This window comes from Ruegeria sp. AWH4_226 (assembly GCF_056159225.1).
Window position 1 is genome coordinate 524,503 of record NZ_JBSWUU010000001.1, and the last position, 26,496, is coordinate 550,998.

Sequence of the window (26,496 nt, forward strand, 5' to 3'; positions counted from 1 at the left end):
TCCTGATGTCCGTGTTCGACGCCATTACTCGCTCGGCCTTACCGAAAATTGCCTACGTCATTGAGCCCCGGTTCTCAGGGGGTACGTCTGCCGCCGTCGCGGCCGAACTTCGGGTGGCCGTAGAGTTCGGAACTGTAGAGGTGCATGCAGTCACGTCCAAAACCTTTGGTGAAAACCAAAATGTGGCACCTGTCTTGCGGCGCGTTCTGGACGAATTGCGAATTCCCCTGGTTTGGGATGCGCCCCGTATAAGTGCTGATTTCGTAATCCTGCACAACCCTGCATTCCTAAAGTTTCAAGACGATCTGAACACCAAGATATTCGCCCGGTCACTGATCGTGGTCACGCATGAGAACTTTCTGCGCCCCGGCGGAGCAGAGGGGTTCGACGTCTTGGCCTGCCTGAACCGTATTGAGGAAGCGACGCTGGCACTTAAAAAATGTCTTGCTCCGATATCGCCGTATAACCGCAAAACGGTAAAGGAGTGGTTGGCGATGTCACGCGTAGCGCGGCAATGGGCGGTGTTGGATGCTGACTGGTTCAATATTTGCCAGACCGAAGTTCAATCCCCTTGCGAACTGCCACAGGATCGGCGGGGGCGGCACTCTCGCCCTGGATTTGAAAAGTTTCCGTCTATCGATGATCTTGATCGTTGCTTTTCCAAACACGCCAAAAGCAATGTTATCCTGGGTGCGGATGCCTTGCTGAACGCCAAGCTTCTGCGTGCGCATTGGAAAATGCTGCCGTTTGACGGGATCAGCGTGGATGAGTTTTTCTCCATGATCGACTTTTACGTCTATTTCACAGCACCAACCTGGCAAGAGAGTTTTGGCCGCGCCATTGCCGAAGCCCTTGCCGCCGGCAAAGTCGTTCTTTCGAACCCGGAAACCGCGGCCACGTTTGGCGATGCCGTCGTTAGCTGTCATCCAGGTGACGTTGACCAGATCATTTCCGATTTTATCGCGAGACCGGACCGGTATCATGAGCAGGCAACAAGGTCGAAGACATCACTGGCGCAGTATTCCGCTGCAAGCTTCAGGACGATGTTGGCAAATGTTCTGACGGTACAGAGCGAGGTTCTGGGATGATCTTTGTCGAAGCAGGCACGCGCTCATTACGATCTTTCGATGCGCAACTGATCTTTGCCGAACAGCTCTCCGCACGCGGTTACGGCGCGTGCATCGATGCAGAATACCTGCCGGAAAACGCAGGGCGGGGACGCGTCTATGAGGCTTCTAAGTTTCTTGTCGATCCAGATGAGTACGAGGTTGAAACCTTATTCGTTCTTGGTGCCGAGGACATCGGCGATCGGCTTCTTGCCTCCCTCAGGCACAAACAGCTTGGCGCGGATGTTCCGGTGATTGCCACGGGCCGCTTTGCAACCCAGCAAAGCTATGTCGGGGCAAAGTCGCGTTTGGCCTATGCGCTTGGCCGCGAAGCCAACGTGATCGACCTGACGGAACTTCAGCCACGCTCTTTGCTGCCTGCGGCCGCCAGCCCTTTGATGACTGAAATTCAACCAGCGCCCAGGGCAGTGCGCAAGGTGCCGAACGTAACAATCGTGTTGGGTTCGATGGAATTGGACAACCCGGAAATCTTGTCCTGCTTTTCGCGGATGAGCAATCAACTGGTTTACAATCTGCGACTGATCGTGAGCGGGGCGCAAAAAGAGGTGATCCGGTCCTCGCCTTTCCATGATCTGCCAGCCAACCTTTATACGGATCTTTCCCCGCATACTCTGGCAAGATCTACTGATGTTCTTGTGATGTTCGGTAGCGGAATCGCAGGAGTGCGTATGGCGGACTTCACGATCGAATTGATCGCTAGCGGTGGTGTTGCGATCGACTGCACGGATGATGAGGCTATTGTGTCGTCCGGGGTGCCTGCCTTGCTTGGGCCCAAAACTCCGTTGGCGCTGGCCGGGTATCTGACTGGAAAAGTGCTTGGAAATACTTCTCAGATCTCTGAGCAAGCGACAAGATCGCAGTGGTTGCATTCCGTTGACATATCCCGATTGGAAACAGCGGCTGGTCTACAGCCCAAAACGCGCCAACCCAAAGACAGACCGCAACGAACCCTGTTTTACCCGACAAACGGTGTGGGCCTTGGCCATGCGCAGCGTTGCACCGTGATTGCCAAAGCGTTGCCCGACGACATTTCCCCGATCTTTGCGGCCTTTCCCAGTTGCGTCCCCCTTGTCCGTCGAGAAGGCATCGACTGCATTCCACTGGTTCAGCGCACTGACATGACGGACAATGCCAATGGAAACGACGTTCTGACATACCGACGACTAGGTGCCGCCCTGCAAGCAGGCGATACGTTGGTGTTTGATGGCGGTCACGTCTTTGACTCTGTCTATCGCGTCATTCTGGAACGGAACCTGTCGGCAGTTTGGGTAAGGCGGGGATTGTTCCCTGACGGTCGATCCAGGCACAGAATGGTGCAGCGCGAGAAGGTGTTTGATCGCGTCATAGTGCCGTCCGAGGCTTTCGATGAACTGAATGATACCTATAGCCACGGTAGCCATGTTCACAATGTCGGCCCGATCTTTCGTCAAGTGACGCAAACCGAAGACGAACGCAATCAGCTTAGGTCCAGATTGGCCGAGCGGTTCGGACGCGAGTTCAAGCAATTGGTCATCAGCATGTTGGGCGGCGGCGTAGCGTCTGACCGGTCAGCGCAGCTTCAGGCAATATCCGGTATGCTGGAAGACCGCGACGACTGTTTGCACCTTGTTGTGACTTGGCCCGGAAGCAAGGTTCAGCCCGCAACGTTTGGGTGGACGAACACGCGCGTAGTCCAGACTTTCGAAGCGACGAGACTTTGCCTGGCCGCGGATCTGGTCATCTCGGCGGCCGGCTACAACTCGGTGCTTGAGGTTCTGTACAACAAAATCCCGGCTATCCTGATCCCTCAATCCGCGCCCTATCTGGACAATCAGGAACGCCGCGCCCGAGCTTTGGCGGATCGCGACCTGTGCGCAATCATCACGGAAAAAGAATTCATGAAGCTTGAAAGAACAATATCGGATTGTTTGGATCAAGGTGATTTGGAACTCTATCGCTCTGCGTTGGAAAAGATCGAACTGCCCGAAACCGGCGCGGCCGAAGCAGCCGGGATAATAGCACAGGTCAAAGACGAAAAATGACAGATATCTCGTGGTTCGAAATCCTCAGCAGAACAACACCGAAGCGTCCGGTGCAACTCGACAGCTTGATCACCGATGGTCAAAATCCCCAACCATCCGGAAAGGTTATATTCCCTGAGATGGATCTAACGCCGTCAGCGTCCCTTTGGGAACGAGATGCCAGCGACCCGACATATATCGGCGTTCGGATTCTAAAGCCTCCAAAATCCGCCCATAAAATAGCGCGGGTTCTTGCCGCCGCGGCAATGGAACGCGAAGTGCTTCCTGTCGTTTTGTGCCGTGTTGATTATAGCGGGCTTGAACAATTTGGGTTCCGCGTTGAGCGCATCCCGGATGACCCTGCTGCAGCGCAGGCTGCCGAAGAGGAAATCAGGAAATTCTGGGATTTGGCCATCATCATAGATGGGGACGAAATCGCGCTTTGGTCCAGCTAGTCAGGTTAGGCGCTTGGGCCGTACCGGGGCAAGAAACCACGCACGTTTCAAGGCTGATTAGCTGTTTCTGCTTGCCGTAGTCTCCGCGCTGCGCCGTATCAATTGCCCTGATTTCTGGCTTCTAACCTTTCCAGGTTCACGACAGTGGACAACATCAGGCGGTCATGGCTCCAATCCTCGGTCTGCTGCACTGATGCGGCCGCCAACCCCAGGATAAGCGCAAACAGAGCCGTTTGGCCGAGTAATGTGAACGGCAACTGGCGATGCATCGATGGCGCGTCGCTCAATGCAATCACACGTTGGCGCAGCACTTTTTTGGCCTTGCCGCCGGTCACCAAGGCAACGTTCAAAACACGCGGGTTTCCACGCACGACGGTACGGGCGCAATAGTCGAGCAGACAGGCGGTATAGTCTTGGGCATTGATACCCCTGCGGACCACAACCGACTGATCGCAGGCCAATTCACGCAGGCGATCGAACTGGTACTTCAGCAAAATATATGCAGGGTTCCAGAACAACAGCGGGCGAAGTATCTCAAACCCCAACTCCCACTCAACATCTCCGGCGCGAATATGTTCAAGCTCATGTGCGAGGGCAAAGCGCAACCGTCGGGGTGAGTCCAGCAGATGAGAAGGCAGCACAACATGGCGCCGTCGCAGACCGCGGACCGCGAAGGGTACTGCGATACGGTCAGACAGTCGAATGTCGACCTTGGCAGAGCGGCGCCAAAGGAAACTGTCCTTCACCGTTTCGCGGATCGACAACCCGTCACGAACGAGGCGAACAGCGTATACCACAGAGACCATTGCGAGTAGCGCAAGGACAACATCCAGGACCGGATGATCGCCGCTTAACAACAGCTCTACCCAGCGTTGGCGCGTGTTCAATAGCGTTTCGAACTGGGTGGCTGGCATGGCAATGTCACCACGCAGATACGCTGCCACTGCTATATCACCAATGGCCACAGTACCCTTGGCCGGAGTGTGCGACGCCAGTGCAGATACGCCCAGTGCCAAAAGAGGGCTGAGGCTCACGCAAAGGCACAACACCTTGAGCGTCCGCAGTTGCGCCACGAATCCGCGGCTGAGGGTAGTTTTGGAAAGAACAACCCGTGCGGCAAGCCAGATAAGCGCAGCCAGGCCAAGGATCAGGTTCCATTCCAGATATGCGTCGAGAACCGGTTTAACCGCTGTCATTTTGCAGTCTCCTCTCTACCAGTGCCCGAATTTCCTCTAGATCAGCTTCGCTGAGACCTGCGTCGTCGACCAGCCTTGCTACCAACCTTGCCGGCGTGTCGTCAAACAGTGTCCGCGACAGGTTCTGCAACGACCGCGACTGATACCTGTCTTTTTCCAGAAGCGGCTTGTAAATCAGCGTTTTTCCATCCTTGCGGCTTTCTACAAACCCTTTTTCATCAAGAATCCGCAGAATGGTTGCGCCGGAAGTATACGCCAGATTGCGTTCTGGTGGCAGGCGATCAAGCACGTCCCGGACCGAACCCTGACCCAGCGCCCAAAGTTCATTCATGAACTCAAGTTCAACTTCGGTCAGCAGGTTCGTCGTCTTTTTCTTTCGCATCGGTCGTTCATGTCGCATTTTTTAGTATGCCTGACAGACAAGCATCCTTTCGCTGTTTCGCAAAGCTCAAACTTTCCAGAAGACAAAGAAACCCCAGCCGATGGAAAGGAAAAGAGGTGCCCAGACGGGCTGCCCCACCAGACCAAGCCAGGCCAGAAAGATATAGGCCGAGCCCAGAAGGGTGATAAACAACCGGTCGCCAAGCGTGGTCGTCAGACCCAGCACACCGCGCCGCTCGATCCCGTCGCGGTATTTGAACCCTTCGAGCACACCGATCAGGGCGATGGCGGAAAAGATGCCCACGAACAACGCCAACGTTGCCGGGGTCCAGGCCATCCAGAAATCGGGCCACAGCGGATCGGTCCACGAGAAGCCTTTTTCCTCTTGCTGGCCGACATTGCCCCAGCCGGTTTGCTGGGCGAAAGCCATGGTGGGCAAGAAGGGAAGGGTGAGAAGAAGTTTACGCATATCGAACCTCACACGCGTCCCATCGCGAAACCGCGCGCGATGTAGTTGCGGACAAACCAGATGACGATGGCGCCGGGGATGATAGTCAGGGTTCCAGCGGCGGCCAGAAGGCCCAGTTCATACCCCGCGCTGGAGGCGGTCCGGGTCATCACGGCGGCGATGGGTTTCGCCTCGACCGCAGTCAGGGTTTTGGCCAGCAGCATCTCAACCCACGAGAACATGAAGCAGAAGAAGGCTGCGACGCCGACACCCGCTTTGATGTTCGGCAAAAAGATCGTCACGAAAAAGCGGGGGAAGGAGTAGCCGTCAACATAGGCCGTCTCATCCAGTTCCTTCGGAATGCCGCGCATGAAGCCTTCCAAAATCCACACCGCTAGCGGCACGTTGAACAGCGTGTGTGCCAGCGCTACGGCCAGATATGTGTCGAACAGGTGGATCGACGAATAGAGCTGGAAGAAAGGCAACGCGAACACCGCCGCCGGAGCCATCCGGTTGGTCAGCAGCCAGAAGAACAGCTGCTTGTCACCAAGGAACCGATAGCGTGAGAACGCATAGGCCGCTGGCAGGGCAACACAAACCGAAAGCACCGTGTTGATCGTCACGTAGATGATCGAGTTGATGTAGCCCCAGTACCACGTCGGATCGGTGAAGATGGTGATATAGTTCTCCAGCGTAAAGGTCTGGGGGAACAGGGAAAAGCCTGACAGGATCTCATTCGTGGTCTTGAAAGACATCGCCACCAGCCAATAGATCGGCAGCATAAGGAACGCGATATAAAGGATTGGGATAAGGGACCGCTTCTTCATTGCGCGTCATCCTTTGTCATCAGTGTGTAGAAGACCCAGCTGACCAGCAGCGTGATGGCGAAGTAGATCAGGCTCATCGCGGCCGCGGGGCCAAGGTCGAACTGTCCCAGCGCGATCTTCACAAGGTCGATCGACAGCAAGGTGGTTGAGTTGCCGGGGCCGCCGCCAGTCAGAACGAAGGGCTCGGTATAGATATTGAAACTGTCCATAAAGCGCAGCAGAACAGCGATGGTCAGAACGGTCTTCATCTTGGGTAGCTGGATGTATCGGAAGACTGACCATGGGCTGGCACCGTCGATCTTGGCCGCCTGATAATAGGCATCCGGGATCGAAACGAGGCCCGCATAGCACAGCAGGACAACCAGTGAAGTCCAGTGCCACACATCCATGACAATGACGGTGATCCAGGCCGACAAGGGCTGTTGCGTCATGTCATAGTTGATACCCAGAACGTCATTCAGGAAGTATCCCATCAGGCCGATCTTGGGCAGGGTAAAGATGTTCCACATCGACCCGACCACATTCCACGGGATCAGCATCGGCAGGGCCATCAGCACAAGGCAAACTGGTACCCAGAACCCTTTGCGTGGCATCGAAAGGGCCACGATGATGCCCAAGGGAACTTCGATCAGCAAGATCATGAAAGTAAACAAGAATTGACGTCCCAGCGCGGCCTGGAACCGATCAGAGCGCAGGATTTGCTCAAACCATCCAAGCCCTTCCCAGAAGAACTGGTTGTTGCCAAAGGTTTCCTGCACCGAGTAGTTGACCACGGTCATCATCGGCACAAGTGCGTTGAACGCAACCAGGGCAAGAACCGGCAGGACAAAGAACCATGCTTTTTGGTTTTCTGTTCTCATTGTGACCGCTCCTCAGTTGCGATCCAGCCGTCGCGATAGACGCGGGATTGTTCAGGTTTAAATTGCAGAAAGACCTGCGAGCCGGGTTCGGGTACGGTGTGTTCTGTCACCGCCTTCAGCGCCGTGTTGCCGACCATCGCGCTGACCACATAGTGGCGGCCAATGTCCGACACTTTGGTCACATGCGCCGGAATGCCGGTGTCGCCGAAGCCCACATATTCGGGGCGAATACCCAGATCGGTGCGGCCTCCGTCGCCATGGGTCGGGCCTTCCAGCACGACTTCATGCCCTTCGAACACCGCCCGGTCGCCTTTTGTTTCACAGGGCAGAACATTCATACCGGGCGAGCCGATGAAGTGGCCGACAAATGTGTGTTGGGGACGTTCGAACAGCTCAACTGGCGTGCCGATCTGCACAACTTCGCCTTCCTGCATGACCACAACCTCATCCGCGAAGGTCAGCGCCTCGGTCTGGTCGTGGGTTACGTAGATCATCGTGGCTTTGACGCGCTGGTGCAGCTCTTTCAGCTTCGACCGCAGCTTCCATTTAAGATGCGGGTCGATCACCGTCAGCGGTTCATCAAACATCACCGCATTCACATCGTCGCGGACCAGACCACGACCCATCGAGATCTTTTGCTTGTTGTCCGGGCTCAGACCCGAGGCGCGGGTGTTCAGCATATCCGTGACGTCCAGCATCTCGGCGATCTCATCGACGCGGCGCTTGATTGTCGCTGGGTCAACGCCGCGGTTTTTTAGCGGGAAGGCAAGGTTTTCGCCCACGGTCATCGTGTCGTAGATCACCGGAAACTGGAACACCTGCGCGATGTTGCGCTGGTCGGGGGGCAGGGTGGTGACGTCGCGGTCATCGAACAGAATCTGACCCTCGGACGGTGTCAGCAAGCCTGAAATGATGTTCAACAGCGTGGACTTGCCGCAACCGGACGGCCCAAGCAGCGCATAAGCCCCGCCATCGCGCCAGGTCACGTCGATTTCCTTCAGCGCATAGTCCTCGGGGCCTTGCGGCGCGGGCATATAGCTGTGTCGTAGGTTTGAAAGCTTGATCTGTGCCATGTCAGGCTACCCTTTGGCCGTCTTGGCCGAAATACCGGCAATGGGCCGGGTTCATGTAGAAACTGTGATCCTCGCCAACCTCATAGGGATGGACACCGGCTGCCAGGGATACCCAATCATCCGCCCCGTGACGGAAATGCGCGCTGGAGTCAGAGCCCGACAGTTCGGTCACAAGCACCCGACCTGTCAGTTCCACATCCGCGTCTGATGTCCGGTAAGGCGTCACGCGATGAGGGCGGACAGCAACCATGTATTCGCCATCCTTCATATCCGTAACAGTCCAGCCGCCACCACCGGCCAGTTGCGCCTGCGCACCAGACACGGTGATACGCGCAACGTTGATCGGCGGGTCGGAGAAAACCCGTGCGGCGGCGATGTTTTCGGGGTTGCGATAGATATCTGCGGTGGGTCCGAATTGCGTGACGCGTCCGTCCTCCATCAATGCGGTGTAGCCGCCCAGCAATAGGGCCTCTTCGGGTTCCGAAGTAGCATAGACCACAACGGCACCGCGCCCTGCGAACAGGTCGGGCAGTTGCTCACGCAGTTCCTCGCGCAGTTTATAGTCAAGATTCGCCAGCGGTTCATCAAGGAACACAGCGCGGCTTTCTTTGGCGATGGCGCGGGCCAGCGCGGTACGTTGTTGCTGCCCGCCAGACAGTTCGTGGGGGCGGCGGTGCAGCATTGGGCGAAGCTGCAGCAGATCGGCAGCTTCTTCTACGCGGCCTTCGATCTCGGATTTCGCCATGCCTGCCACGCGCAGGGGTGAGGCGATATTGTCAAAGACGGTCATGTGCGGATAGTTCACGAAAAACTGGTGCACGAGGCTGATCTGCCGCTTTTGCGTGTTCAGCCGCGTCACGTCCTGCCCATCCATCAAGACCTTGCCTTGGGCAATCGGGTCCAGCCCCGCCATAATCTTGATCAGAGAGGTCTTGCCCGATCCGGTGGCCCCAAGCAGCACATTAAAGTGACCAGTCCGCAAGGTCAGCGAAGTAGGTTTGATATGGATGACGTTACCGACCCGTTTGGTCGCGTCTTGAAGTTCGATCATGTCCGTGGGTTCCGGTCCTTCAGTGCGCCGCACTGGTATTGGGATGGGGATGCCTGAACGGCATCCCCGGTTCTCGTGGGTTTACTGGGCCTGCCAGCGCGCTACCAGTTCGTCATAGTTGACGGTCTGGCCTTGCGGCTTTTCGTTTTCCAGCTTGGCCTTAGGCGAACCCGGCTGTTCCAGCCAGAAGGTTGGATCCTGTGGCTCGTTCAGACGGGGACCACAGCCACCGTAGATGCCGGCGCTTTCGTCAGCGGCCTGCATCCGGGACATGGTGATGTCCATCTCTTCAGCCAGACGATCCATCGCCTCTTGCGGGGTGAAGGCGCCCGAGTTCACGTCACCGATCTGCTGCCACCAGATCTGGGCCAGCTTCGGATAGTCCGGTACGTTGATGCCGGTGGGCGACCATGCCACACGGTCAGGCGAGCGGTAGAACTCGACCAGACCACCCAGCTTAGGTGCGCGTTCGGTGAACGACTCGTGATTGACCGAGCTGTCGCGGATAAAGGTCAGGCCCACATGGGACTTCTTCACATCCACGGTCTTGGACGTCACGAACTGGGCATAGAGCCAGGCTGCCTGAGCACGATCCGCAGGGGTCGATTTCAGGAAGGTCCATGACCCCACGTCCTGATAGCCAACCTTCTGGCCTTCTTCCCAATAGGGGCCGTGCGGGCTGGGCGCCATACGCCACAGCGGCGTGCCTTCGTCATCCACGGTGTTGTTGCCTTCGGACTTCGGCTTGACCATGTCGGCGGTAAACGCGGTGTACCAGAAGATCTGTTGGGCCACGTTGCCTTGGCTGAGCGCCGGCAGCGACTGGTAGAAGTCGTAAGACGCCGCACCCGGAGGCGCATAGTTCCGCAGCCACTCATCCCACTTGCGGATCGCGTAGACCGCAGCCGGACCGTTTGCAGCACCACCGCGCGAAACGGACGCACCAACAGGGTTACAGGTGCCCGCTTCCATGCGGATGCCCCATTCGTCAACCGGAACGCCGTTCGGTTCACCAACGTCACCGGCACCAGCCATCGAAAGCCAGGCGTCGGTCATACGCCAACCAAGGTCAGGCGCGCGCTTGCCGTAATCCATGTGGCCATAGATCGCGACACCGTCGATTTCCTTCACGTCGTTGGTGAAGAATTCGGCAATGTCTTCGTAAGCGGACCAGTTGACCGGCACACCCAGATCATAGCCGTATTTCTCTTTGAACGCGGCTTTGTTGGCCTCATCATCGAACCAGTCTTTGCGGAACCAATAGAGGTTCGCAAACTGCTGGTCGGGCAGCTGATACAGGTTGCCGTCCGGGCCAGTGGTGAACTGAATGCCCATGAAGTCATCCAGATCCAGCGTCGGCGAGGTTGTTGCCGCCCAGTCACCGCCCATCTGCTCGGTCAGGTTATACGCCAGTTGCAAGCGCGAGTGGGTGCCGATCAGGTCACTGTCGTTGACGTAGCCGTCATACAGGTGCCGGCCGGTCTGCATCTGGGTTTGTACGGCCTGAACCACTTCGCCTTCGCCAAGAATCTGGTGGTTGACCTTGATACCCGTGATTTCCTCGAACGCCTTGGTCAGAACCTCGGATTCATAAGAGTGGGTCGGGATGCCTTCGGACAGGACGTTGATTTCCATGCCGGCGTAGGGTTGTGCAGCTTCGATGAACCACTGCATCTCGGCCATCTGTTCGTCTTTCGACAAGGTCGATGGCTGGAATTCGTCGTCAATCCAACGTTGTGCTGCGGCTTCGTCGGCCCAAGCAGGACCGTGCCCCGCAATGACGGCAGCCGCCGCCACTGCGGAAAGTAGATGTCTCCGCATCTGTCTCCTCCCAAAGGTTATAGCTTCCGGTCGAAACCGGATGCCGGACAGCATCAGCGATTTTCTGCGCAAGTGTCAAACTAAATTTTTAGTAAGTGCAAAATTCGCTGGTTTTGGCTCGGGGTTTCGTCGTCAGTTGCTAATTCGTGAATTCGTTGTAAGGTGCAAGTACGATTGCAAAAAAGACCGCTGCCGCCCGCAATACGGATTGGTGAAAAACATTTGGACGCATGAGGATAGGCCATGTCCCGGAGTCTGTTGAAATACACGCGCGTACTGGAAATCGTAGGGGACACGATCAAGGTTAGGGTGCCTCCGGATGGTTCAGCGGACGCAGCAGTTCGATTCAATGATCTGGCGGTGATTGAGACGGTCGATGGGCGTAAAACCCTTGCGCAGGCGATCTTCATCGACCGGGATGTGGTGACGCTGCAGGTGTTCTCGGGCACCAAGGGGATTTCGACCGAGGCAACGGCGACCTTTCTTGGCCACCCAATGCAGACGCCTTATTCAGCAAACATTCTGGGCCGCGTTTTTGACGGTGCCGGGGTGGCGATTGACGGCGGGCCTGACTTGTCCGCCGAGCCCAGAATCGACATTGGCGGCCCTACCGTAAACCCGGCAGAACGCGCGGTTCCCAACAGGATGATTCGCACTGACGTTCCGATGATCGACGTCTTTAATACGCTGGTTGAAAGTCAGAAAATCCCGATCTTCTCGGTCTCGGGCGAGCCGTTCAACGCGTTTCTCAGCCGGATTGGAATCCAAGCAGATGCCGATATCGTTGTATTCGGCGGCTTGGGCCTGATCTTTGACGACTATCACACCTTCCGCACGTCTTTCGAAGATGCGGGCGTGTTCTCGCGAACAGTGATGTTTGTCAATCAGGCGATGGACCCATTGGTGGAACGCCTTCTGGTGCCGGATATGGCGCTGGCCGTGGCGGAAAAGTTCGCTGTGGAAGAAGGCAAGCGCGTGCTGGTCCTGCTGACGGACATGACTGCTTTTGCTGACGCGATGAAAGAGGTCGGCATCAGCCAGGAACGTGTCCCATCGCAGCGCGGGTATATGGGTGATCTCTATTCGCAGTTGGCCCGCCGATACGAGAAGGCGTGTGATTACGCCAAGGGTGGATCAGTGACGGTCCTGACTGTGACAACGATGCCAGGCAATGACGTGACCCACCCGGTGCCGGACAACACGGGCTATATCACCGAAGGGCAGTTCTATCTGCATTCCGGGGTGATTGATCCATTCGGAAGCCTGTCGCGCCTCAAGCAGAACGTGATCGGCAAGACAACGCGCGAGGATCACGGGCAGATCATGAACACCATGATCCGGTTCTATTCGGAAAGCCGCGATGCAGCGCAAAAGCAGGCGATGGCGTTTGATCTGTCGGATTACGATCACCAGTTGCTAAAATTTGGCGCTCTGTTTCGGTCGCGTTTTATGGACATCAACGTCTCGATCCCCTTGGAAGAGGCGCTGGATTTGGGTTGGAAAACGCTGGCCGAGTGTTTTGCGCCTGAACAGTTGCTGATGAAGCAAGCCTTGGTCGATAAGTATTTCCCGAAGGATGCAGATGGCGCGGTTGCAGCTGAATAAATCGTCGCTGGCGCGCCAGCAAACGCAGCTGAAAAGCTATGAACGCTTCCTGCCGTCGCTGGATTTGAAGCGCCAGCAATTGATGGCGGAACGCGCCAAGGCGCGCGATGAGGTTGCGCGCCTTGAAGAAGAAGTAAGCGCATTGGCTCAACAGGTTGGGGCGAAACTGCCCATGCTGGCGCAACAGGGCGTCGATTTGGACGGGTTGGTCGAGCTGAAGGACTACCGGGTCAAAGAGGTGAACGTCGTCGGTGTCAAAATGCCCGCTTTGGACCGGATTGAAGTTGCAGTGCGGCCCTATTCCCTGCTGGCCAAACCGCATTGGGTCGATGCGGCCGCGCAATTGCTGCATGACATGATCGAGGCCCGTCTGCGGGTAAAAGTGGCCGAAGAACGCGTAAAAATCTTCGACAAGGCGGTCGCTACGATCACGCAACGCGTGAACCTGTTTGAAAAGGTCCTGATCCCGCGCGCCAAGGCCAACATCAAGAAAATCCGTATCTACCTGAGCGATGAGCAGATGCAGGCGGTTGTACGCTCGAAAATCTCGAAGCGCAAACATGCGCGTGAGGCTCTGTCATGAGTGTCGCACGCCTGAAAAAACTGTCGCTGGTCGGTCGGGCGGCCCAGAAAACTGAGACGCTTGAGGCGTTGCAAGAGTTGGGATGCATGCATGTCTTACCCTTGGTCCCTCTGCCCGCCGAGCCAGAAAAGGTTAGTGAGCGCGGTGCAAGAAACGCGTATAAGGCTCTGAGATTCCTAACAGATGTTCCAAAACCCCGTCGTCAAATTCAGCGCGACCGGGACTTTGATATGAACAAGTTCGTCAAGGATGTCCTGGACTTGATGCAGCGGTCGCGCGAGGTGACTGACCGGCGCGACTTTCTGGCCCATCGGATTTCGCAGGTGCGACCCTGGGGGGATTTGGACTTTCCACCCGATGATGTGCTGGCAGGCAACCGGCTGTGGTTTTATCAACTGCCGCTAAAGCACCGCGGCGCGTTAGAGGCATTGACGCTGCCTTGGGCGATCTTAGAGCAGGATCACCGGTTCATCTACGCGGTACTGATTGCCCCTGATGAGCCTGACGACGATATTCTACCCGTACCGCGCACCCATACCGGCTCGTTGCCGATCCATGAGTTGGAGGCGCAGCTGGAAGAAGCCGAGATCGCCATTGAAGCCCTTGAGGCTGAGCGTGTTGCGCAAACCCGGTACCTGACACTGATGCGGCGCAATCTTTCCGTCGCAGAAAGTGCAGCAGAACTGGCCCATGCGACCCAGAAAGTACGCGACGAAGAGGCTATGTTTGCACTTCAAGGTTGGGTGCCCGAGGATCGCATTGATGCGCTTCTGGACATGGCTGAATCAAAAAACGCGGCTGTGCTGATCGAAGATCCTGGTCCTGATGACACCCCTCCCACGCTGCTTGAGCAGCCGGAAAAACGAAGCGCTGCCGTAGACTTGGCGCTGTTTTATCAAGTGCCAGGCTACAGGGACTGGGACCCAAGCATCATTGTAGCTGCCTCGTTTGCCTTTTTCTTTGCGATGATCGTGGCTGATGCAGGATACGGGGCCGTTATTCTGTTGGGCTTGCTTTTGTTCTGGAAGCGCATGGACGGAACTCCTGCGCTGCAATCGTGGCGCCGGTACGGGTTGATCATCGCGGGCGTTACCATTCTGTACGGCGTTCTGGTCGGAAGCTATTTCGGGGTTGCACCGCGTGAAGGGTCGATACTAGCCGGGCTCAAACTGCTCGATCTGAACAACTTTGCGGCCATGATGATGGTGTCGATCGTCGTGGGTGTTCTGCATTTGGTGCTGGCAAATGCGTTGGCTGCGCGCGCGGCATGGGGGCAGCGCAGGGCCATTGCCAATCTGGGCTGGATCGCGGCGCTGATCGGCGGCTTTGTGTTGTGGCTGAGCTATATGAAAGGGGGCGCTGCGACACCGGGCTCGATACTTCTGGGCGCGGGCATTCTGGCTATTCTGTTGTTCTCCAGCGAACGGGAAATGAAACAGCCAATCGACTGGCTATGGCGTCTGATCGACGGCCTGAAAGGGCTGGCCGGCGCGATGGGTGCGTTTGGTGATGTGCTCAGTTACATGCGGTTGTTCGCGCTTGGTTTGGCTTCGGCATCCCTGGCGATTACATTCAATGATTTGGCTGTTTCGGTGATGCAGGCAATGAAGGGGCCAGGTATCCTGTTTGCGCTGCTGATCCTGATCATCGGTCACGTTCTGAACTTCGCCCTCGCGATGATGAGCGGCGTCGTCCACGGGTTGCGTCTAAATTACATCGAATTCTTTAAATGGGGTCTGCCGGACGAAGGTATCGTCTTTCGGCCGTTTGCCCGCAAGGAGGTTCAGGAATGAATGAGCTTGTTCTGACATTGGGTTGGCTGGGGATTTATGCGCCAATGGCGCTGGGTGCGGCAGCAAGTGCCGTTGGCTGTGCTATTGCGGGCCAAGCCAGTATCGGCGCCATGACCGAGACTGAGGGCGGCTATGGTCGGTTTGTCGGCGTTTCGGCCTTTCCTTCGACAATGGTGATTTATGGCATCGTTATCATGTTCACGTTGAATCGCGATGTGACGCCGGAAAACGCGGGGGGGTTGTTCGGGATCGGTATCCTGTCCGGCATCGCGCTCATGTACTGTGGTATCTGGCAGGGCAGGGCGTGTGCGGCGGCGATCAATGCGACCAAGGAAAAGCCCGAGATATTTGGCCTATCGCTGGCGCCTGCCGCGATTATCGAAGGGTTCGGCGTTTTTGCCTTTGTCTTTGCCTTGGTCATTAGCGCGGGGATTAGCTGATGGCACAGGATGGAATGATCTCTCACGGTGTCGACGCGCTGATCGACAAACTGCGCAACGATGGTGTGGCTGCGGGGCAGGCGGATGCCGAAAAGCTACGCGCCGATGCCCGGGCTGAAGCTGCGAAGATACTGGCCGAAGCCAAACGCGAGGGGGACGCCTATCAGAAGAAAGCGCGCAGCGAGTCCGACAATTACCGCTCGGCCGGCGAAGAGGCGCTGAACACTGCGATGCGCGACGCTGTACTAACGATGAAGGCGGGTCTGACGGACCGGTTTCGTGAAGATGTTGAGCGTCTGGTCACCAAGGAAATGGCGGACCCGGACCTGTTGAAACAGATGATCCTAGAAGTCGTGGGGCGGGCCGCAGATGGGGCTAATCTGGACGGAGAGCTTCACGTCATATTGCCAGCCAAAGTCGCCACGCAGCAGGACATCAAGCAGAATGCCGATGACATTCAGTCCGGTAAGCTGACGAAGTTTGTCTTGGGATTGACCGCGGATATGCTGCGCGAACAGGTCGAGTTGCATGCGTCAGACGATGTGCAGGATGGAATAAGGGTACGCGCTGATGATCAAGGCGTTGTTCTCGATCTGACCGATAAGGCGGTTGCGGCGCTGTTGATGGAGCATCTGCAACCCCGCTTTCGCGCCGTGTTAGAAGGCGTAATCCGCTGAGATGTCCGACCGCGACGCCTATATCGCGCTGATCAGCAGTTTGCCGGGCTCGGAGCGGTTGTTCATTGCCAAACAGCCGCCCCTGTCGCGGCTGCGGTTAGAGCGGCGCCTGACGGCGCTGACGCCAGAGGATGCGCGCGTTTTAAAGGTGCTGGAACACGCTCTGAACTGGAGCGACTATGATATGGACGTCACGGATGCGCAGGCAATTGAACGCTGCAAAGATGCGATGCGTGATATCCCGCAACCGACATTGCGCGACGTATTCACTGAGCGCATGGATCTGCGCACAGCGGTTGCAGCTTTGCGCCGGCGTCATCAGGGTGGAAGCCCGCCATCCGGGTCATTTGGTCTCGGACGTTGGAGCCGCCACATTCCCGCCAATTGGAGCGATCCGACTTTCAAGCTGGACGGACCGATGCCGTGGATGAAGGAAGCCAAGCAATTGCTGGATGCCAAAGATCCTTTGGGGCTTGAGCGGTTGCTTTTGTCCGTGAGCCACAAGCAGCTAAAGCGGCATGCCGCCCGCCATTATTTCGATTTCGAAGCAGTGGCGATTTACGTGCTGATCTGGAACATTTTTGACCGCTGGGCGCAAAGCAACGCACAGGACGCGGCCAAGAGATTTGAACATCTGGCGCAGCAGGCCATGGCCGGCGCAGCCGAGATCGACTTTGATGGAGCAACCGCATGACAGCCCCAACGAAATCCACGCAGACCGCCACCGCCCGCGTCGTCTCGGTTCAGGAGGGGTTGGTAGAGATACAGGCCAATCAAGACGCGTCAGGGCAGCCGGGGCAGCTGGTCAAAAACGAAGTCGTCTACATCCTGCCCACGCGCCCTGGCCCCGGCAACCGGCAAGAGAGGTTGAAAGCCGAGGTCCTGCGCGTGCGCGGTGATACGGCGGATGTTCAGGTGTATGAGAGCACGGACGGAGTGGCCGTGGGCGACCCCGTGGAACAGTCAGGGCAATTGCTTTCAGTGGAACTGGGTCCGGGCCTTCTTGGGCAGGTGTTCGACGGGCTGCAGTCGCCACTGCCCAAAGTGGCCGCAGAGTTTGGTACATTCCTGCCGCGTGGGGCTGATGTGGCACCGCTGGACGATCAGGCAAAGTGGTCGTTTACACCTTCAGTAAAGGTGGGTGACATGGTGACCGCTGGCGACAGTATCGGCACGGTGCCCGAAGGTCATTTCAACCACAAGATCATGCTGCCCTTCAACTGGGTTGGCGACTACAAAGTGGTTTGGGTTCAGAAGGGTGCCGCCACGATTCACGATATCGTTGCCCGGCTCGAAGATGAGCAGGGCGGAGAGCACACGTTGACCCTCTCGCAGAAATGGCCGGTGCGGCGGCCTCTGCCGGAAAGCATCCTGAAACGCTCGCTGTCAGAACGGTTGTATCCGACTGAACCGGTCCTGACCTCTCAGCGTTTGATTGATACGTTCTTTCCGATCGCACGCGGGGGAACGGCCTGTATTCCGGGGCCGTTCGGCGCGGGAAAGACGGTTCTGCAAAATCTGATCGCGCGGAATGCCAAGGTGGATATCGTGATTGTCGTGGCCTGCGGCGAAAGGGCAGGGGAAGTTGTTGAAACGATATCGGAATTTCCCAAGATGACCGATCCCACCACAGGCGGTAGCCTCATGGACCGGACGATCATCATCTGCAACACGTCATCGATGCCTGTCGCCGCGCGTGAGGCGTCGATCTTCACTGGCATCACGCTGGGCGAATACTACCGTCAGATGGGCTATGACGTACTGCTGATCGCGGACAGCACAAGCCGATGGGCGCAAGCGATGCGCGAAACCTCGGGCAAGTTAGAAGAGATACCGGGTGAAGAGGGGTTTCCGGCCTATCTGGAAAGCTCGATCAAAGGTCTTTACGAACGCGCTGGCGCGGTGAAAACCAATGACGGCGATCTGGGGAGCCTGACGTTGATCGGCACGGTTTCGCCCGCTGGCGGCAACTTTGACGAACCGGTCACACAGTCGACATTGTCCACAGTCAAATGTTTCCTCGGCCTGTCCTCGGAACGGGCTTACAAACGGTTCTATCCGGCGGTCGATCCGATGCTGAGTTGGTCGCGCTATACGGATCAGTTGTCTGATTGGTACGATAAAAACGCCGAACCGGGCTGGACCGGAAAGGTCCGTGATCTGCTGGACCTGATCGAAAAGGGCGAGCAGGTTGACCAGATGATGCAGGTCACCGGCGAAGAAGGCGTCACCACCGAAGATTTCGTAACCCAGCAAAAGGCACTGTTCGTGGATATGGTCTACCTGCAGCAGGACGCCTTCGACAAGGTGGACGCAACTGTCCCGCTTGAGCGTCAGAAGATGACATTCAAGCTGGTGTATGACGTGACGCAATCCACAGCCACCTTTGCCGACAAGACCGAGGTGCGGCAGGTATTCACGCAGCTCACCGGGTTGATGAAGAATTTCCACTATGCCGCAGAAAACACGCCCGAATTCAAATCAGTTTGGCAACAGATTCAGGGTCTGTGTGGCGACAAATTCGGCATTTAGGAGAAAATCAAATGGCAGCCCGTAGGGGAATCGAACCCCTCTTTCCAGGTTGAAAACCTGGCGTCCTAACCGATAGACGAACGGGCCACTTGGTCCAAACAAGCACAAGTGGCAGCCCGTAGGGGAATCGAACCCCTCTTTCCAGGTTGAAAACCTGGCGTCCTAACCGATAGACGAACGGGCCACGCTGGCTTGTGGAGCGCCTTTTACGGTTTCACTGTGACCCCCGCAAGCCGAAAAGCGCAAGGTTGTGAAAGTTTTTTGCCGCGCCGAACAACTTGATCAATGCGCCTGTGCCGCGTCTTCAAGCCGGAGTTGAACCGTCTGCCGCCCGCCCCAGCTGTTGACTTCGAGCCGTCCGGCGAAATGGAACCGCGCGCCGCCATGATTTGACAACTTCTCACCCATCGGGCCATCAAATGCACCAAAGGCAATAGCGTCCAGACCGCCGCCGACACCATCGGACAACGACAGTTTCAGATGAGATTCGCCGACACGCTTGGCAAAGCGAATTTGCAGATCGGGCAGCGCGTACCGTGGGGCAGGGGCGCTGGCCCCAAACGGCCCGGCCTTTTCAATCTGTTCGATCAGGTCGATTGTGGCTGCGCCCGGCATCAACGTACCGTCCAGTTTCAGGTCGGTGGGGCCACCTTCGCCCGCGCCCTGTTTGGCCAGCAGTTCGCTTAGCCGTGCCATTGCAGGTTCCAATTGATCGCGCATCACCGTTAGGCCCGCTGCCATCTTGTGACCGCCGCCTTTGACCAGTAACCCCTCGGCCGCCAGACGCTGGATTGAAGCACCCAGATCAACGCCGGATACGGATCGGCCCGAGCCTTTGCCCTCATCCCCGTCAAAACCGATGACAATCGCAGGGCGGTTCGCGTTTTCCTTGAGGCGCGATGCCACGATGCCGACCACCCCGGGATGCCAGCCATCGCCTGCCGCCCATACCAGTGGCGCATCCAGACCCCGTTCTTCGGCTTGCTCCGTAGCTGCCGCACGCACGGCGTTTTCGATGTCGCGGCGTTCGGTGTTCAATTGATCCAAGCGCTGCGAGAGAGCCTCGGCCTCGTGTATCGAGTCGGTACTGAGCAACCGCGCGCCCAGATCAGCCTGCCCAATCCGCCCGCCTGCGTTGACACGAGGGCCAAGCAGGAACCCAAGGTGATAGCTGTTGGGCGCCGAATCCATGCGGGCCACATCCGACAGCGCCACCAAACCCGGCCTCTGCCTTTGCGCCATGACCTTCAGCCCCTGCCGTACCAGTGCCCGGTTCGCCCCGATCAAAGGGGCCACATCTGCCACGGTTGCAAGTGCTACAAGATCTAACAGCCCAAGCAGGTCCGGCCCTTTCGTGCCTGCCTCGCGCAGCTGGCGCCCCGCCTCAACCAGCATCAGAAAGACGACACTCGCGGCGCAGAGATAGCTCAAATCGCCGCTTTCATCTTGCCGGTTCGGGTTCACCACGGCGACACAGTCCGGCAAGGTCTCACCGCCCAGATGGTGGTCCAGAACGATCACGTCAGCGCCTTTGGCGGCTGCAATCGGTTCGTGGCTCAAGGTGCCGCAATCGACGCAGATTATGAGGTCATGCGCCGCGGCCAATTCCTGCATCGCAGGAACGTTGGGGCCATATCCCTCATCAATTCTGTCGGGCACGTACAGGGTCGCTTGCTGGCCCATCTGTCGCAGCCAGACCAGAAGTAAAGCCGCGGAACTACCGCCATCCACGTCATAATCTGCAAACACTGCGATCCGCTGTTTGGCCCTGACCGCCGCGAGGAAGCGGGTCGCTGCTTTTTCCATGTCCTTCATGGATCGCGGGTCGGGCAGCAATTCTTTCAACTTAGGCTCGAGAAACCCCGGTGCCTCCATTGCGGGAACGCCGCGTCGCGCCAGCACCTGACAGACCGCGCGGGGTAAGCCCGCCTGTTGGATCAGCATTTCAGTGGCCCGCTCGGTTTCCGCCGACGGTCCAACCCAACGCCGTCCGGTCAATGACTGCTCAACCCCTAAAAAGCTCATGCCCTGCCTTTCATGTGCCAAGGCCGGACCCTCTCGGACCCGGCCTCGTTGTGTGTATGGATACCCTTGCGCGCGGTTCAGGCGCAAGCGATTAGGCGTTGTCGTGCGACCACATCGGTGTGCGGTACGACATGCGACGGACCGAGCCGGTTTTCGACCGCATCAGCAGAGTGGTGGTTTCAACCCAGCCGGGCTCGCGCTTGATGCGCGGCAGCAGCGAACCACCGGTCACGCCGGTTGCGGCAAAGATTACGTCAGCGGTAACCATCTCATCGCGGGCATACACGCGGTCCAGATCGGTGATGCCAGCCTTGGCGGCGCGGCTGCGTTCGTCATCATTGCGGAACAGCAGGCGTCCAAAAATTTGACCGCCCATGCATTTCAGCGCGGCTGCAGCCAGCACACCCTCGGGCGCGCCGCCTTGGCCCATATACATGTCGATCCCGGTCACTTCGCTTTCAGCACAGTGCATCACTCCGGCGACGTCTCCGTCGGTGATCAGACGTATTGATGCCCCGGTTTCGCGCACCTCGGCGATCATCGCGTCATGACGTGGGCGTTCCAGGATGCAGACGGTAATGTCAGACGGTTTACACCCTTTGGCCTTGGCCAGAGCCTCAACACGTTCACGCGGGGTCATGTCGAGAGTCACGACCCCTTCGGGAAAGCCCGGGCCAATCGCCAGCTTGTCCATGTACACGTCCGGGGCGTGCAGCATCGATCCGCGCGGGCCCATGGCGATGACGGTCAGCGCGTTGGGCATATCCTTGGCGGTCAGGGTTGTGCCCTCAAGCGGGTCCAGTGCGATGTCCACACCGGGGCCATTGCCTGTGCCAACCTCTTCGCCGATATACAGCATCGGTGCCTCGTCACGCTCGCCTTCACCAATGACCACGACACCCGCGATGTCCAACAGGTTCAACTGTTCACGCATGGCGTTCACAGCGGCCTGATCCGCCGCTTTTTCATCGCCGCGTCCAACCAGCGAGGCCGATGCAAGCGCGGCCTGCTCTGCGACCCGCGCCAGGCCCAAAGACAATAGGCGGTCGTTGAAATCGATCTTGGCAGCACTCATTTTTCACTATCCTCAGGTCACTGTCGGTTTTTATCTCGGCATAGCCCGCGTTTCAGGTTTACCGCAAGTGTCAAACCTCTTCGATGCGCAAGGCGACGGGTTCGGCTGCCACCACATCGGCATTGCGGAAGCCTTCCAACGCGATATCCAACGTCGCCCGTGTGGTTTTGTGGGTGACGATCAGGACCGGGGCTGTGCTTTCGGAATGACCATACTGGCGCATCCGGTCGATTGAGACACCTGCATCCCCCAGAATAGCCGCCACTTTGGCCAGCGCGCCGGGTTTGTCGAACAATGCAAGGCGTACATAATAGGGGGCGGGCAGTCCGGTCACTGCGGCCTGCGCATCCTGCAACGAGGTTGCGGGGCGGCCAAAGGTCGGAATCTGCAATCCGCGCGCCAGATCGCATACATCGCCCATGACAGCACTAGCGGTGGGTCCTTCACCGGCGCCGGGGCCGCGCAGAACGACCTGTTCGACGGAATCGCCTTCGATAACGACCATGTTTGTGCCGCCTTCCAGTTGCCCCAAAGCCGAGCTGCTGGGCACCAGACAGGGTTGCATTCGTTGTTCCAGACCACGGGCCGAGCGCTGGGCGACACCCAGCAGCTTGATGCGATACCCCATATCGTCTGCCTGGTGGATGTCTTCCAGGCTGATCTGCTGAATGCCTTCGATCTGAATGCCGTCAAAGTTCGGTTTAGTCCCAAACGCGATCGACGACAGCAGTGCCAGCTTATGCGCCGCATCAATGCCGCCAACGTCAAGGTTTGGGTCAGCTTCAAGATATCCCAACTCGGCGCATTCTTCGAACAGAGCGTTATAGCCCAGCTCCTGCGACTGCATTCGGGTCAGGATGTAGTTGCAGGTTCCGTTCATCACGCCCATGACGCGTTTGATCTCGTTTCCGGCCAGCCCTTCGGTCAGGGATTTGATGACCGGGATACCACCTGCAACGGCGGCTTCGAACCGGATCACGCGGCCTGCGGCCTCGGCCTTTTCGGCCAATTCCTGACCGTGAATCGCCAGCAACGCCTTGTTCGCGGTGACCACGTCCTTGCCGCTGGCCAGTGCTGCCTCGACCGAGGCTTTGGCCGGGCCATTCTCGCCACCAATCAATTCCACAAACACGTCGATATCATCGCGTTTGGCAAGCGCTACAGGGTCAGCCTCCCACGCATAGTCTGACAGGTTTACACCGCGGTCCTTATTCGCATCACGTGCGGAAACGGCAGTGATTTCGATCGGCCGACCGGTACGCGCCTGCAGCAGGTCCGCATGGCGGCGGATGATCTTCACGACACCCACGCCAACTGTTCCCAAGCCCGCAATTCCCAGCCGCAGCGCCTGTGTCATCCCGTGGGTTCCTTTCCGCTCGAAAATTTCCGTTGCACCGGGCCTGTCGCCCGTTCAGCGCTGCCTTATCGGGTTCGGCGCTAGGGTGCAATGCGTCGCGGTCCGAACTGGGGTGAATCCCAAGGGGTCAGTTGATTTCAGTGTTTTGGAGGTCTTGCGACTTTTTCTCAAGCGCTTCGCGCCGCGCCTTCAAATCTTCTTCGACATCAGCCGCTTCGTTCGCTGGTTCAACCGGGGGTCCAAGTGCCTCTTGCAGGGGAATAAGCTTGGGATAGCGGGCCGATTTGAGCTCGGGCAGTTCGCTTCCTTCCAACTCGGGGAAATCTGCGCAGCCAGCGCAAATCAGCACCAAGATCAGCAACGGCAGACGCTTCATTCGGAACCCTTTCAAGGTCGATCCCAACCGTGATGCACCTTTTGTCGCGCTGGTTCAAGCGGGCTTCTATTTGAACATGCGTTCAGATACTGTGAGGTGATGGCACGCACTCAAGGTTCACATTCCGATATTACCGGCCCGCGTATCCGAAAAGCGGCGTTGGGATTGTTCGCCCGCCACGGTTACGCGGCGGTATCCATGCGCCAGATCGCGGCCGAGGTCGGGGTGCAGGCCGGGGCGCTGTACAACTACACGCCGGATAAGCAGAGCCTTCTGTTCCACCTGATGCATGAGCACATGCAAGAGCTTTTGTCAGCTTACGGCGAACTTGCGCAGCCTGAGAATGCCTTTGAGGCGTTGCACCAGTTCGTAAGGTTTCACATCCGGTTCCATCTTGAGCGCCCGGATGAAGTATTCATTGCCTATATGGAACTGCGCAACCTGACGCCCGAGAACTTTTCGGAAATCGAAGCCTTGCGCCGTAAATACGAAGACGCGTTGGAAGCCATCCTGCGCAAAGGGCAGGGGGCTGCGCTTTTCGATATTGCGGATACCAAAGTCGCCACCCTTGCCGTTATCGCCATGTTGAACGGGGTGATGACCTGGTATCGCGCAGGTGGTCGTTTGTCTCTGGACGAGGTTGAGCAGAATTACTGGGATATGGTCCGCCGCTCGGTCTCGGCCTGACGGTCCTAGTGAGCCGGCTGGATGAAGGTTCCGTTCCGCAACTCGCGGAAGGCTTTCTCAAGCTCTGCCCGCGTGTTCATGACGATCGGACCGTGCCAGGCGACAGGTTCGGCAATTGGCGCGCCTGAGATCAGCAGGAACCGCACGCCTTCAGGCCCGGCCTGCACGGTTATCTCATCCCCGGTGCCAAACCGGACAAGCGTTCTGTCGCCAGACATGTCACGGATATTCACCTCTTGCCCCGCAACTTCTTTTTCCAGAAGCACACCAGTGGGTTGCGAGGCGTCTGCGAAAGCAGCCTGACCTTCAAAGATATAGGCAAAAGCGCGACGATAGGTGTCGATGCGAAAGGTTTTCTTTACCCCCGCCGGAATGCGAACGTCCAGATATTGCGGATCGGCGGCAATCCCGTCGACCGGGCCGGTCTTGCCCCAGAATTCGCCCACAATCACGCGAACCGTTGTACCGTCATCATCAGTAACTTCGGGGATTTCCTTGCTTTGCACATCCTGATAGCGCGGTGCGGTCATTTTTTGCGCGGAAGGCAAGTTGCCCCACAGTTGGAACCCGTGCATCTGACCGGTGGCGTTCCCGGATGGCATCTCTTGGTGCAGGATTCCGGACCCGGCGGTCATCCACTGAACGTCGCCCGCGCCGAGTGTCCCACTGTTTCCCAGAGAATCCGAATGTTCAACCTCACCTGCAAGCACATATGTGATCGTCTCGATCCCACGATGCGGGTGCCATGGGAAACCTGCCTGATAGTCGCGTGGCCGCTCGTTCCGAAAGTCGTCAAACAGTAAGAACGGGTCAAGCTCTGACGGGTCTTGAAACCCAAATGCGCGGTGCAGCTTGACGCCTGCGCCCTCAAGCGTGGGGGTGGCTTTGCGGGTTTCCAAAACTGGTCGTAGGGACATTGTGGCCTCCAATAGCTTTGGCATGCATGTAAGATAAGCCTGATGTGGGTCAATCAGCAGAAATAAACGGTCACTGTGCGGGAATCTGCCCCTCTGTCATTTCCGGATCAAAGCGGCTAAACCCTCGGAAAAACATCAAGGGTTCACATGCAACAAGACGTACTGGCCACTATTCGACCTTCAACCGCAAGACGCTGGCTGGGCGTTGGTATGTTAAGCATTGTCGGTGGATTGGTTCTTTTCGTGGCCCTTACACGACCGCCTGAGCCGGTGTGGCTGATTTTCCTGATTGCAGTAGGGGGGGGAACGTTCTGGCTGGCGTACCGCATGTGGCAAGCGACCTCCGATTCTATTGAATTGACAGAGACCGAACTCAGAACCGGGGCAGGGCGTCTTATTGCAAAGGTAGAGGATATTGAGGCCGTAGACAGGGGCGTTTTCGCGTTCAAACCGTCAAACGGGTTTCTGCTGAAAACACGAAATAGCGCAGAAAACAGTTGGGATCCTGGCCTGTGGTGGCGTTTGGGGCGCCGTGTTGGCGTCGGCGGTATGACAACGGCCGCCGAAACCAAGTTTTTATCCGAGGTGCTGACAGCCCTGATTACGCAGTACAGCCCTGCTCAGAAAGATCATCTGCGCTAATCTGGTCGGCGACACGCGGTCGGGTGAAAATAAAATTCTCAAATCGGTAGTCGGTTTCCAACCAAGGTGGCTTTACCTTCCAGGCATACTCGTTCACCGTCTCCACAATAATCAAAGGCTCCAGATCTGACAGAGGCGGAAGGCGGTCCCGCAAAGTTTCAATATTGTCGTTGGTCCAAATGTCCGCGAACCCGCAGCTTGTCGACCAGTCGACGACAAGACGGTCATCATCTTCTTTGTACCTGATGAAAGACAGACGAATTCTCAATTCGGATTCGTTATTCACCATTCGCTGCATCAAAAGGTGCATAGAAGATACGTATGCGTCGTTTATTCCATCTTTTTCACGCGAAATCAGATCGCTTACCGTGTAAGCCGCCTTCAGATTTGCAGTGCTTTGGCGGAAGGCGTCATAGAAAGTGTAGGTAAGCGTTACGGTCAATACGAACATTGGAAGAATCAACAAAGCTTCCACTGTAAGCCCACCGTTTTCGCGCCTTAGCCATGTGCTCAGGTGCTCACGAATTTTCGAGGAAACACGCAACATA

The 26,496-nt window shown here is 57.3% G+C and carries 26 protein-coding genes and 2 tRNA genes; 12 read left to right on the forward strand and 16 right to left on the reverse strand.

Features of this window, described 5'->3' with window-relative positions:
- Positions 1 to 5: 5 nt before the first annotated feature.
- From ACXAET_RS02520 to ACXAET_RS02530, 3 genes are read left to right on the forward strand one after another with little or no spacing between them, the layout of a single operon-like run.
- Positions 6 to 1,088 (forward strand): glycosyltransferase, encoded by a 1,083-nt coding sequence (locus ACXAET_RS02520; protein ID WP_475180629.1) that lies wholly within the window; start codon positions 6 to 8, stop codon positions 1,086 to 1,088.
- Positions 1,085 to 3,148 carry a glycosyltransferase gene (locus ACXAET_RS02525; RefSeq protein ID WP_475180632.1) on the forward strand — a complete coding sequence of 688 codons (2,064 nt, stop codon included), beginning with the start codon at positions 1,085 to 1,087 and terminating at the stop codon, positions 3,146 to 3,148. The genes ACXAET_RS02520 and ACXAET_RS02525 overlap by 4 nt, the downstream gene beginning before the upstream one ends.
- Positions 3,145 to 3,582: a hypothetical protein gene (locus ACXAET_RS02530; RefSeq protein ID WP_475180636.1), complete on the forward strand. Its 438-nt coding sequence runs from the start codon at positions 3,145 to 3,147 to the stop codon at positions 3,580 to 3,582. The genes ACXAET_RS02525 and ACXAET_RS02530 overlap by 4 nt, the downstream gene beginning before the upstream one ends.
- Before the next feature lie 98 nt (positions 3,583 to 3,680).
- Here ACXAET_RS02530 and ACXAET_RS02535 read toward each other — a convergent pair whose 3' ends face one another.
- From ACXAET_RS02535 to ACXAET_RS02570, 8 genes are all read right to left on the reverse strand, one after another.
- A complete protein-coding gene (locus ACXAET_RS02535) occupies positions 3,681 to 4,778 on the reverse strand; it encodes a M56 family metallopeptidase (protein ID WP_475180638.1) in 1,098 nt (365 codons plus the stop codon).
- A complete protein-coding gene (locus ACXAET_RS02540; RefSeq protein ID WP_475180640.1) occupies positions 4,765 to 5,160 on the reverse strand; it encodes a BlaI/MecI/CopY family transcriptional regulator in 396 nt (131 codons plus the stop codon). The genes ACXAET_RS02535 and ACXAET_RS02540 overlap by 14 nt, the downstream gene beginning before the upstream one ends.
- Before the next feature lie 66 nt (positions 5,161 to 5,226).
- Positions 5,227 to 5,628: a DUF2160 domain-containing protein gene (locus ACXAET_RS02545; RefSeq protein WP_475180643.1), complete on the reverse strand. Its 402-nt coding sequence runs from the start codon at positions 5,626 to 5,628 to the stop codon at positions 5,227 to 5,229.
- Between the two features lie 8 nt (positions 5,629 to 5,636).
- A complete protein-coding gene (locus tag ACXAET_RS02550; RefSeq protein ID WP_058280831.1) occupies positions 5,637 to 6,434 on the reverse strand; it encodes a carbohydrate ABC transporter permease in 798 nt (265 codons plus the stop codon).
- Complete coding sequence (locus ACXAET_RS02555) at positions 6,431 to 7,294, reverse strand: carbohydrate ABC transporter permease (RefSeq protein ID WP_068334332.1); 864 nt, start codon at positions 7,292 to 7,294, stop codon at positions 6,431 to 6,433. The genes ACXAET_RS02550 and ACXAET_RS02555 overlap by 4 nt, the downstream gene beginning before the upstream one ends.
- On the reverse strand, positions 7,291 to 8,367 hold the full coding sequence (locus ACXAET_RS02560) for an ABC transporter ATP-binding protein (RefSeq protein WP_475180650.1): 1,077 nt from the start codon (positions 8,365 to 8,367) through the stop codon (positions 7,291 to 7,293). The genes ACXAET_RS02555 and ACXAET_RS02560 overlap by 4 nt, the downstream gene beginning before the upstream one ends.
- Position 8,368: 1 nt before the next feature.
- Complete coding sequence (locus ACXAET_RS02565) at positions 8,369 to 9,418, reverse strand: ABC transporter ATP-binding protein (protein WP_475180653.1); 1,050 nt, start codon at positions 9,416 to 9,418, stop codon at positions 8,369 to 8,371.
- Positions 9,419 to 9,499: 81 nt separating this feature from the next.
- Positions 9,500 to 11,239: an ABC transporter substrate-binding protein gene (locus tag ACXAET_RS02570; RefSeq protein ID WP_475180656.1), complete on the reverse strand. Its 1,740-nt coding sequence runs from the start codon at positions 11,237 to 11,239 to the stop codon at positions 9,500 to 9,502.
- A 243-nt stretch (positions 11,240 to 11,482) separates the two neighbouring features.
- On the opposite strand from ACXAET_RS02570, the gene ACXAET_RS02575 reads away from it, so the two are divergent.
- The 7 genes from ACXAET_RS02575 to ACXAET_RS02605 are packed head-to-tail and all read left to right on the forward strand — an operon-like array spanning position 11,483 to position 18,869.
- Positions 11,483 to 12,844, forward strand: a complete 1,362-nt coding sequence (locus tag ACXAET_RS02575; protein ID WP_475180660.1) for a V-type ATP synthase subunit B — start codon at positions 11,483 to 11,485, stop codon at positions 12,842 to 12,844.
- Positions 12,822 to 13,427 (forward strand): V-type ATP synthase subunit D, encoded by a 606-nt coding sequence (locus ACXAET_RS02580; protein ID WP_068335272.1) that lies wholly within the window; start codon positions 12,822 to 12,824, stop codon positions 13,425 to 13,427. Before ACXAET_RS02575 ends, ACXAET_RS02580 begins: the two co-directional genes overlap by 23 nt.
- The gene (locus tag ACXAET_RS02585; protein ID WP_475180666.1) at positions 13,424 to 15,220 is read left to right on the forward strand and encodes a V-type ATP synthase subunit I; all 1,797 of its coding nucleotides are present in this window, start codon (positions 13,424 to 13,426) and stop codon (positions 15,218 to 15,220) included. The genes ACXAET_RS02580 and ACXAET_RS02585 overlap by 4 nt, the downstream gene beginning before the upstream one ends.
- Positions 15,217 to 15,660 (forward strand): ATP synthase subunit C, encoded by a 444-nt coding sequence (locus ACXAET_RS02590; RefSeq protein ID WP_068334345.1) that lies wholly within the window; start codon positions 15,217 to 15,219, stop codon positions 15,658 to 15,660. The genes ACXAET_RS02585 and ACXAET_RS02590 overlap by 4 nt, the downstream gene beginning before the upstream one ends.
- Positions 15,660 to 16,337 (forward strand): hypothetical protein, encoded by a 678-nt coding sequence (locus tag ACXAET_RS02595; protein ID WP_475180671.1) that lies wholly within the window; start codon positions 15,660 to 15,662, stop codon positions 16,335 to 16,337. The genes ACXAET_RS02590 and ACXAET_RS02595 overlap by 1 nt, the downstream gene beginning before the upstream one ends.
- Position 16,338: 1 nt before the next feature.
- A complete protein-coding gene (locus tag ACXAET_RS02600) occupies positions 16,339 to 17,031 on the forward strand; it encodes a hypothetical protein (protein WP_475180673.1) in 693 nt (230 codons plus the stop codon).
- Positions 17,028 to 18,869: a V-type ATP synthase subunit A gene (locus ACXAET_RS02605; RefSeq protein WP_475180675.1), complete on the forward strand. Its 1,842-nt coding sequence runs from the start codon at positions 17,028 to 17,030 to the stop codon at positions 18,867 to 18,869. The genes ACXAET_RS02600 and ACXAET_RS02605 overlap by 4 nt, the downstream gene beginning before the upstream one ends.
- Before the next feature lie 12 nt (positions 18,870 to 18,881).
- On the opposite strand, the gene ACXAET_RS02610 is transcribed toward ACXAET_RS02605, so the two are convergent.
- The 6 genes from ACXAET_RS02610 to ACXAET_RS02635 form a co-directional block, all read right to left on the reverse strand.
- A tRNA-Glu gene (locus tag ACXAET_RS02610) sits at positions 18,882 to 18,956 on the reverse strand.
- 22 nt (positions 18,957 to 18,978) lie between these two features.
- Positions 18,979 to 19,053, reverse strand: a tRNA-Glu gene (locus tag ACXAET_RS02615).
- Between the two features lie 98 nt (positions 19,054 to 19,151).
- A complete protein-coding gene (gene recJ, locus ACXAET_RS02620) occupies positions 19,152 to 20,894 on the reverse strand; it encodes a single-stranded-DNA-specific exonuclease RecJ (RefSeq protein ID WP_475180678.1) in 1,743 nt (580 codons plus the stop codon).
- 91 nt (positions 20,895 to 20,985) lie between these two features.
- Complete coding sequence (gene glpX / locus ACXAET_RS02625) at positions 20,986 to 21,969, reverse strand: class II fructose-bisphosphatase (RefSeq protein WP_224890313.1); 984 nt, start codon at positions 21,967 to 21,969, stop codon at positions 20,986 to 20,988.
- 70 nt (positions 21,970 to 22,039) lie between these two features.
- Positions 22,040 to 23,326, reverse strand: coding sequence for a homoserine dehydrogenase (locus ACXAET_RS02630; RefSeq protein WP_475180681.1), 1,287 nt, complete (start codon positions 23,324 to 23,326; stop codon positions 22,040 to 22,042).
- Between the two features lie 127 nt (positions 23,327 to 23,453).
- Positions 23,454 to 23,702 (reverse strand): hypothetical protein, encoded by a 249-nt coding sequence (locus tag ACXAET_RS02635; RefSeq protein WP_475180685.1) that lies wholly within the window; start codon positions 23,700 to 23,702, stop codon positions 23,454 to 23,456.
- Positions 23,703 to 23,801: 99 nt separating this feature from the next.
- Here ACXAET_RS02635 and ACXAET_RS02640 point away from each other — a divergent pair, with 99 nt between their 5' ends.
- The gene (locus ACXAET_RS02640) at positions 23,802 to 24,389 is read left to right on the forward strand and encodes a TetR/AcrR family transcriptional regulator (RefSeq protein WP_475180688.1); all 588 of its coding nucleotides are present in this window, start codon (positions 23,802 to 23,804) and stop codon (positions 24,387 to 24,389) included.
- Between the two features lie 5 nt (positions 24,390 to 24,394).
- Here ACXAET_RS02640 and ACXAET_RS02645 read toward each other — a convergent pair whose 3' ends face one another.
- Entirely contained in the window at positions 24,395 to 25,306 is a 912-nt protein-coding gene (locus ACXAET_RS02645; RefSeq protein WP_475180689.1) for a pirin family protein, read from the reverse strand.
- Positions 25,307 to 25,453: 147 nt separating this feature from the next.
- On the opposite strand from ACXAET_RS02645, the gene ACXAET_RS02650 reads away from it, so the two are divergent.
- Entirely contained in the window at positions 25,454 to 25,948 is a 495-nt protein-coding gene (locus tag ACXAET_RS02650) for a hypothetical protein (protein WP_475180692.1), read from the forward strand.
- Here ACXAET_RS02650 and ACXAET_RS02655 read toward each other — a convergent pair.
- Positions 25,908 to 26,495, reverse strand: a complete 588-nt coding sequence (locus ACXAET_RS02655; RefSeq protein WP_475180695.1) for a TadE/TadG family type IV pilus assembly protein — start codon at positions 26,493 to 26,495, stop codon at positions 25,908 to 25,910. The genes ACXAET_RS02650 and ACXAET_RS02655 overlap by 41 nt on opposite strands.
- Between the last annotated feature and the right edge of the window lies 1 nt (position 26,496).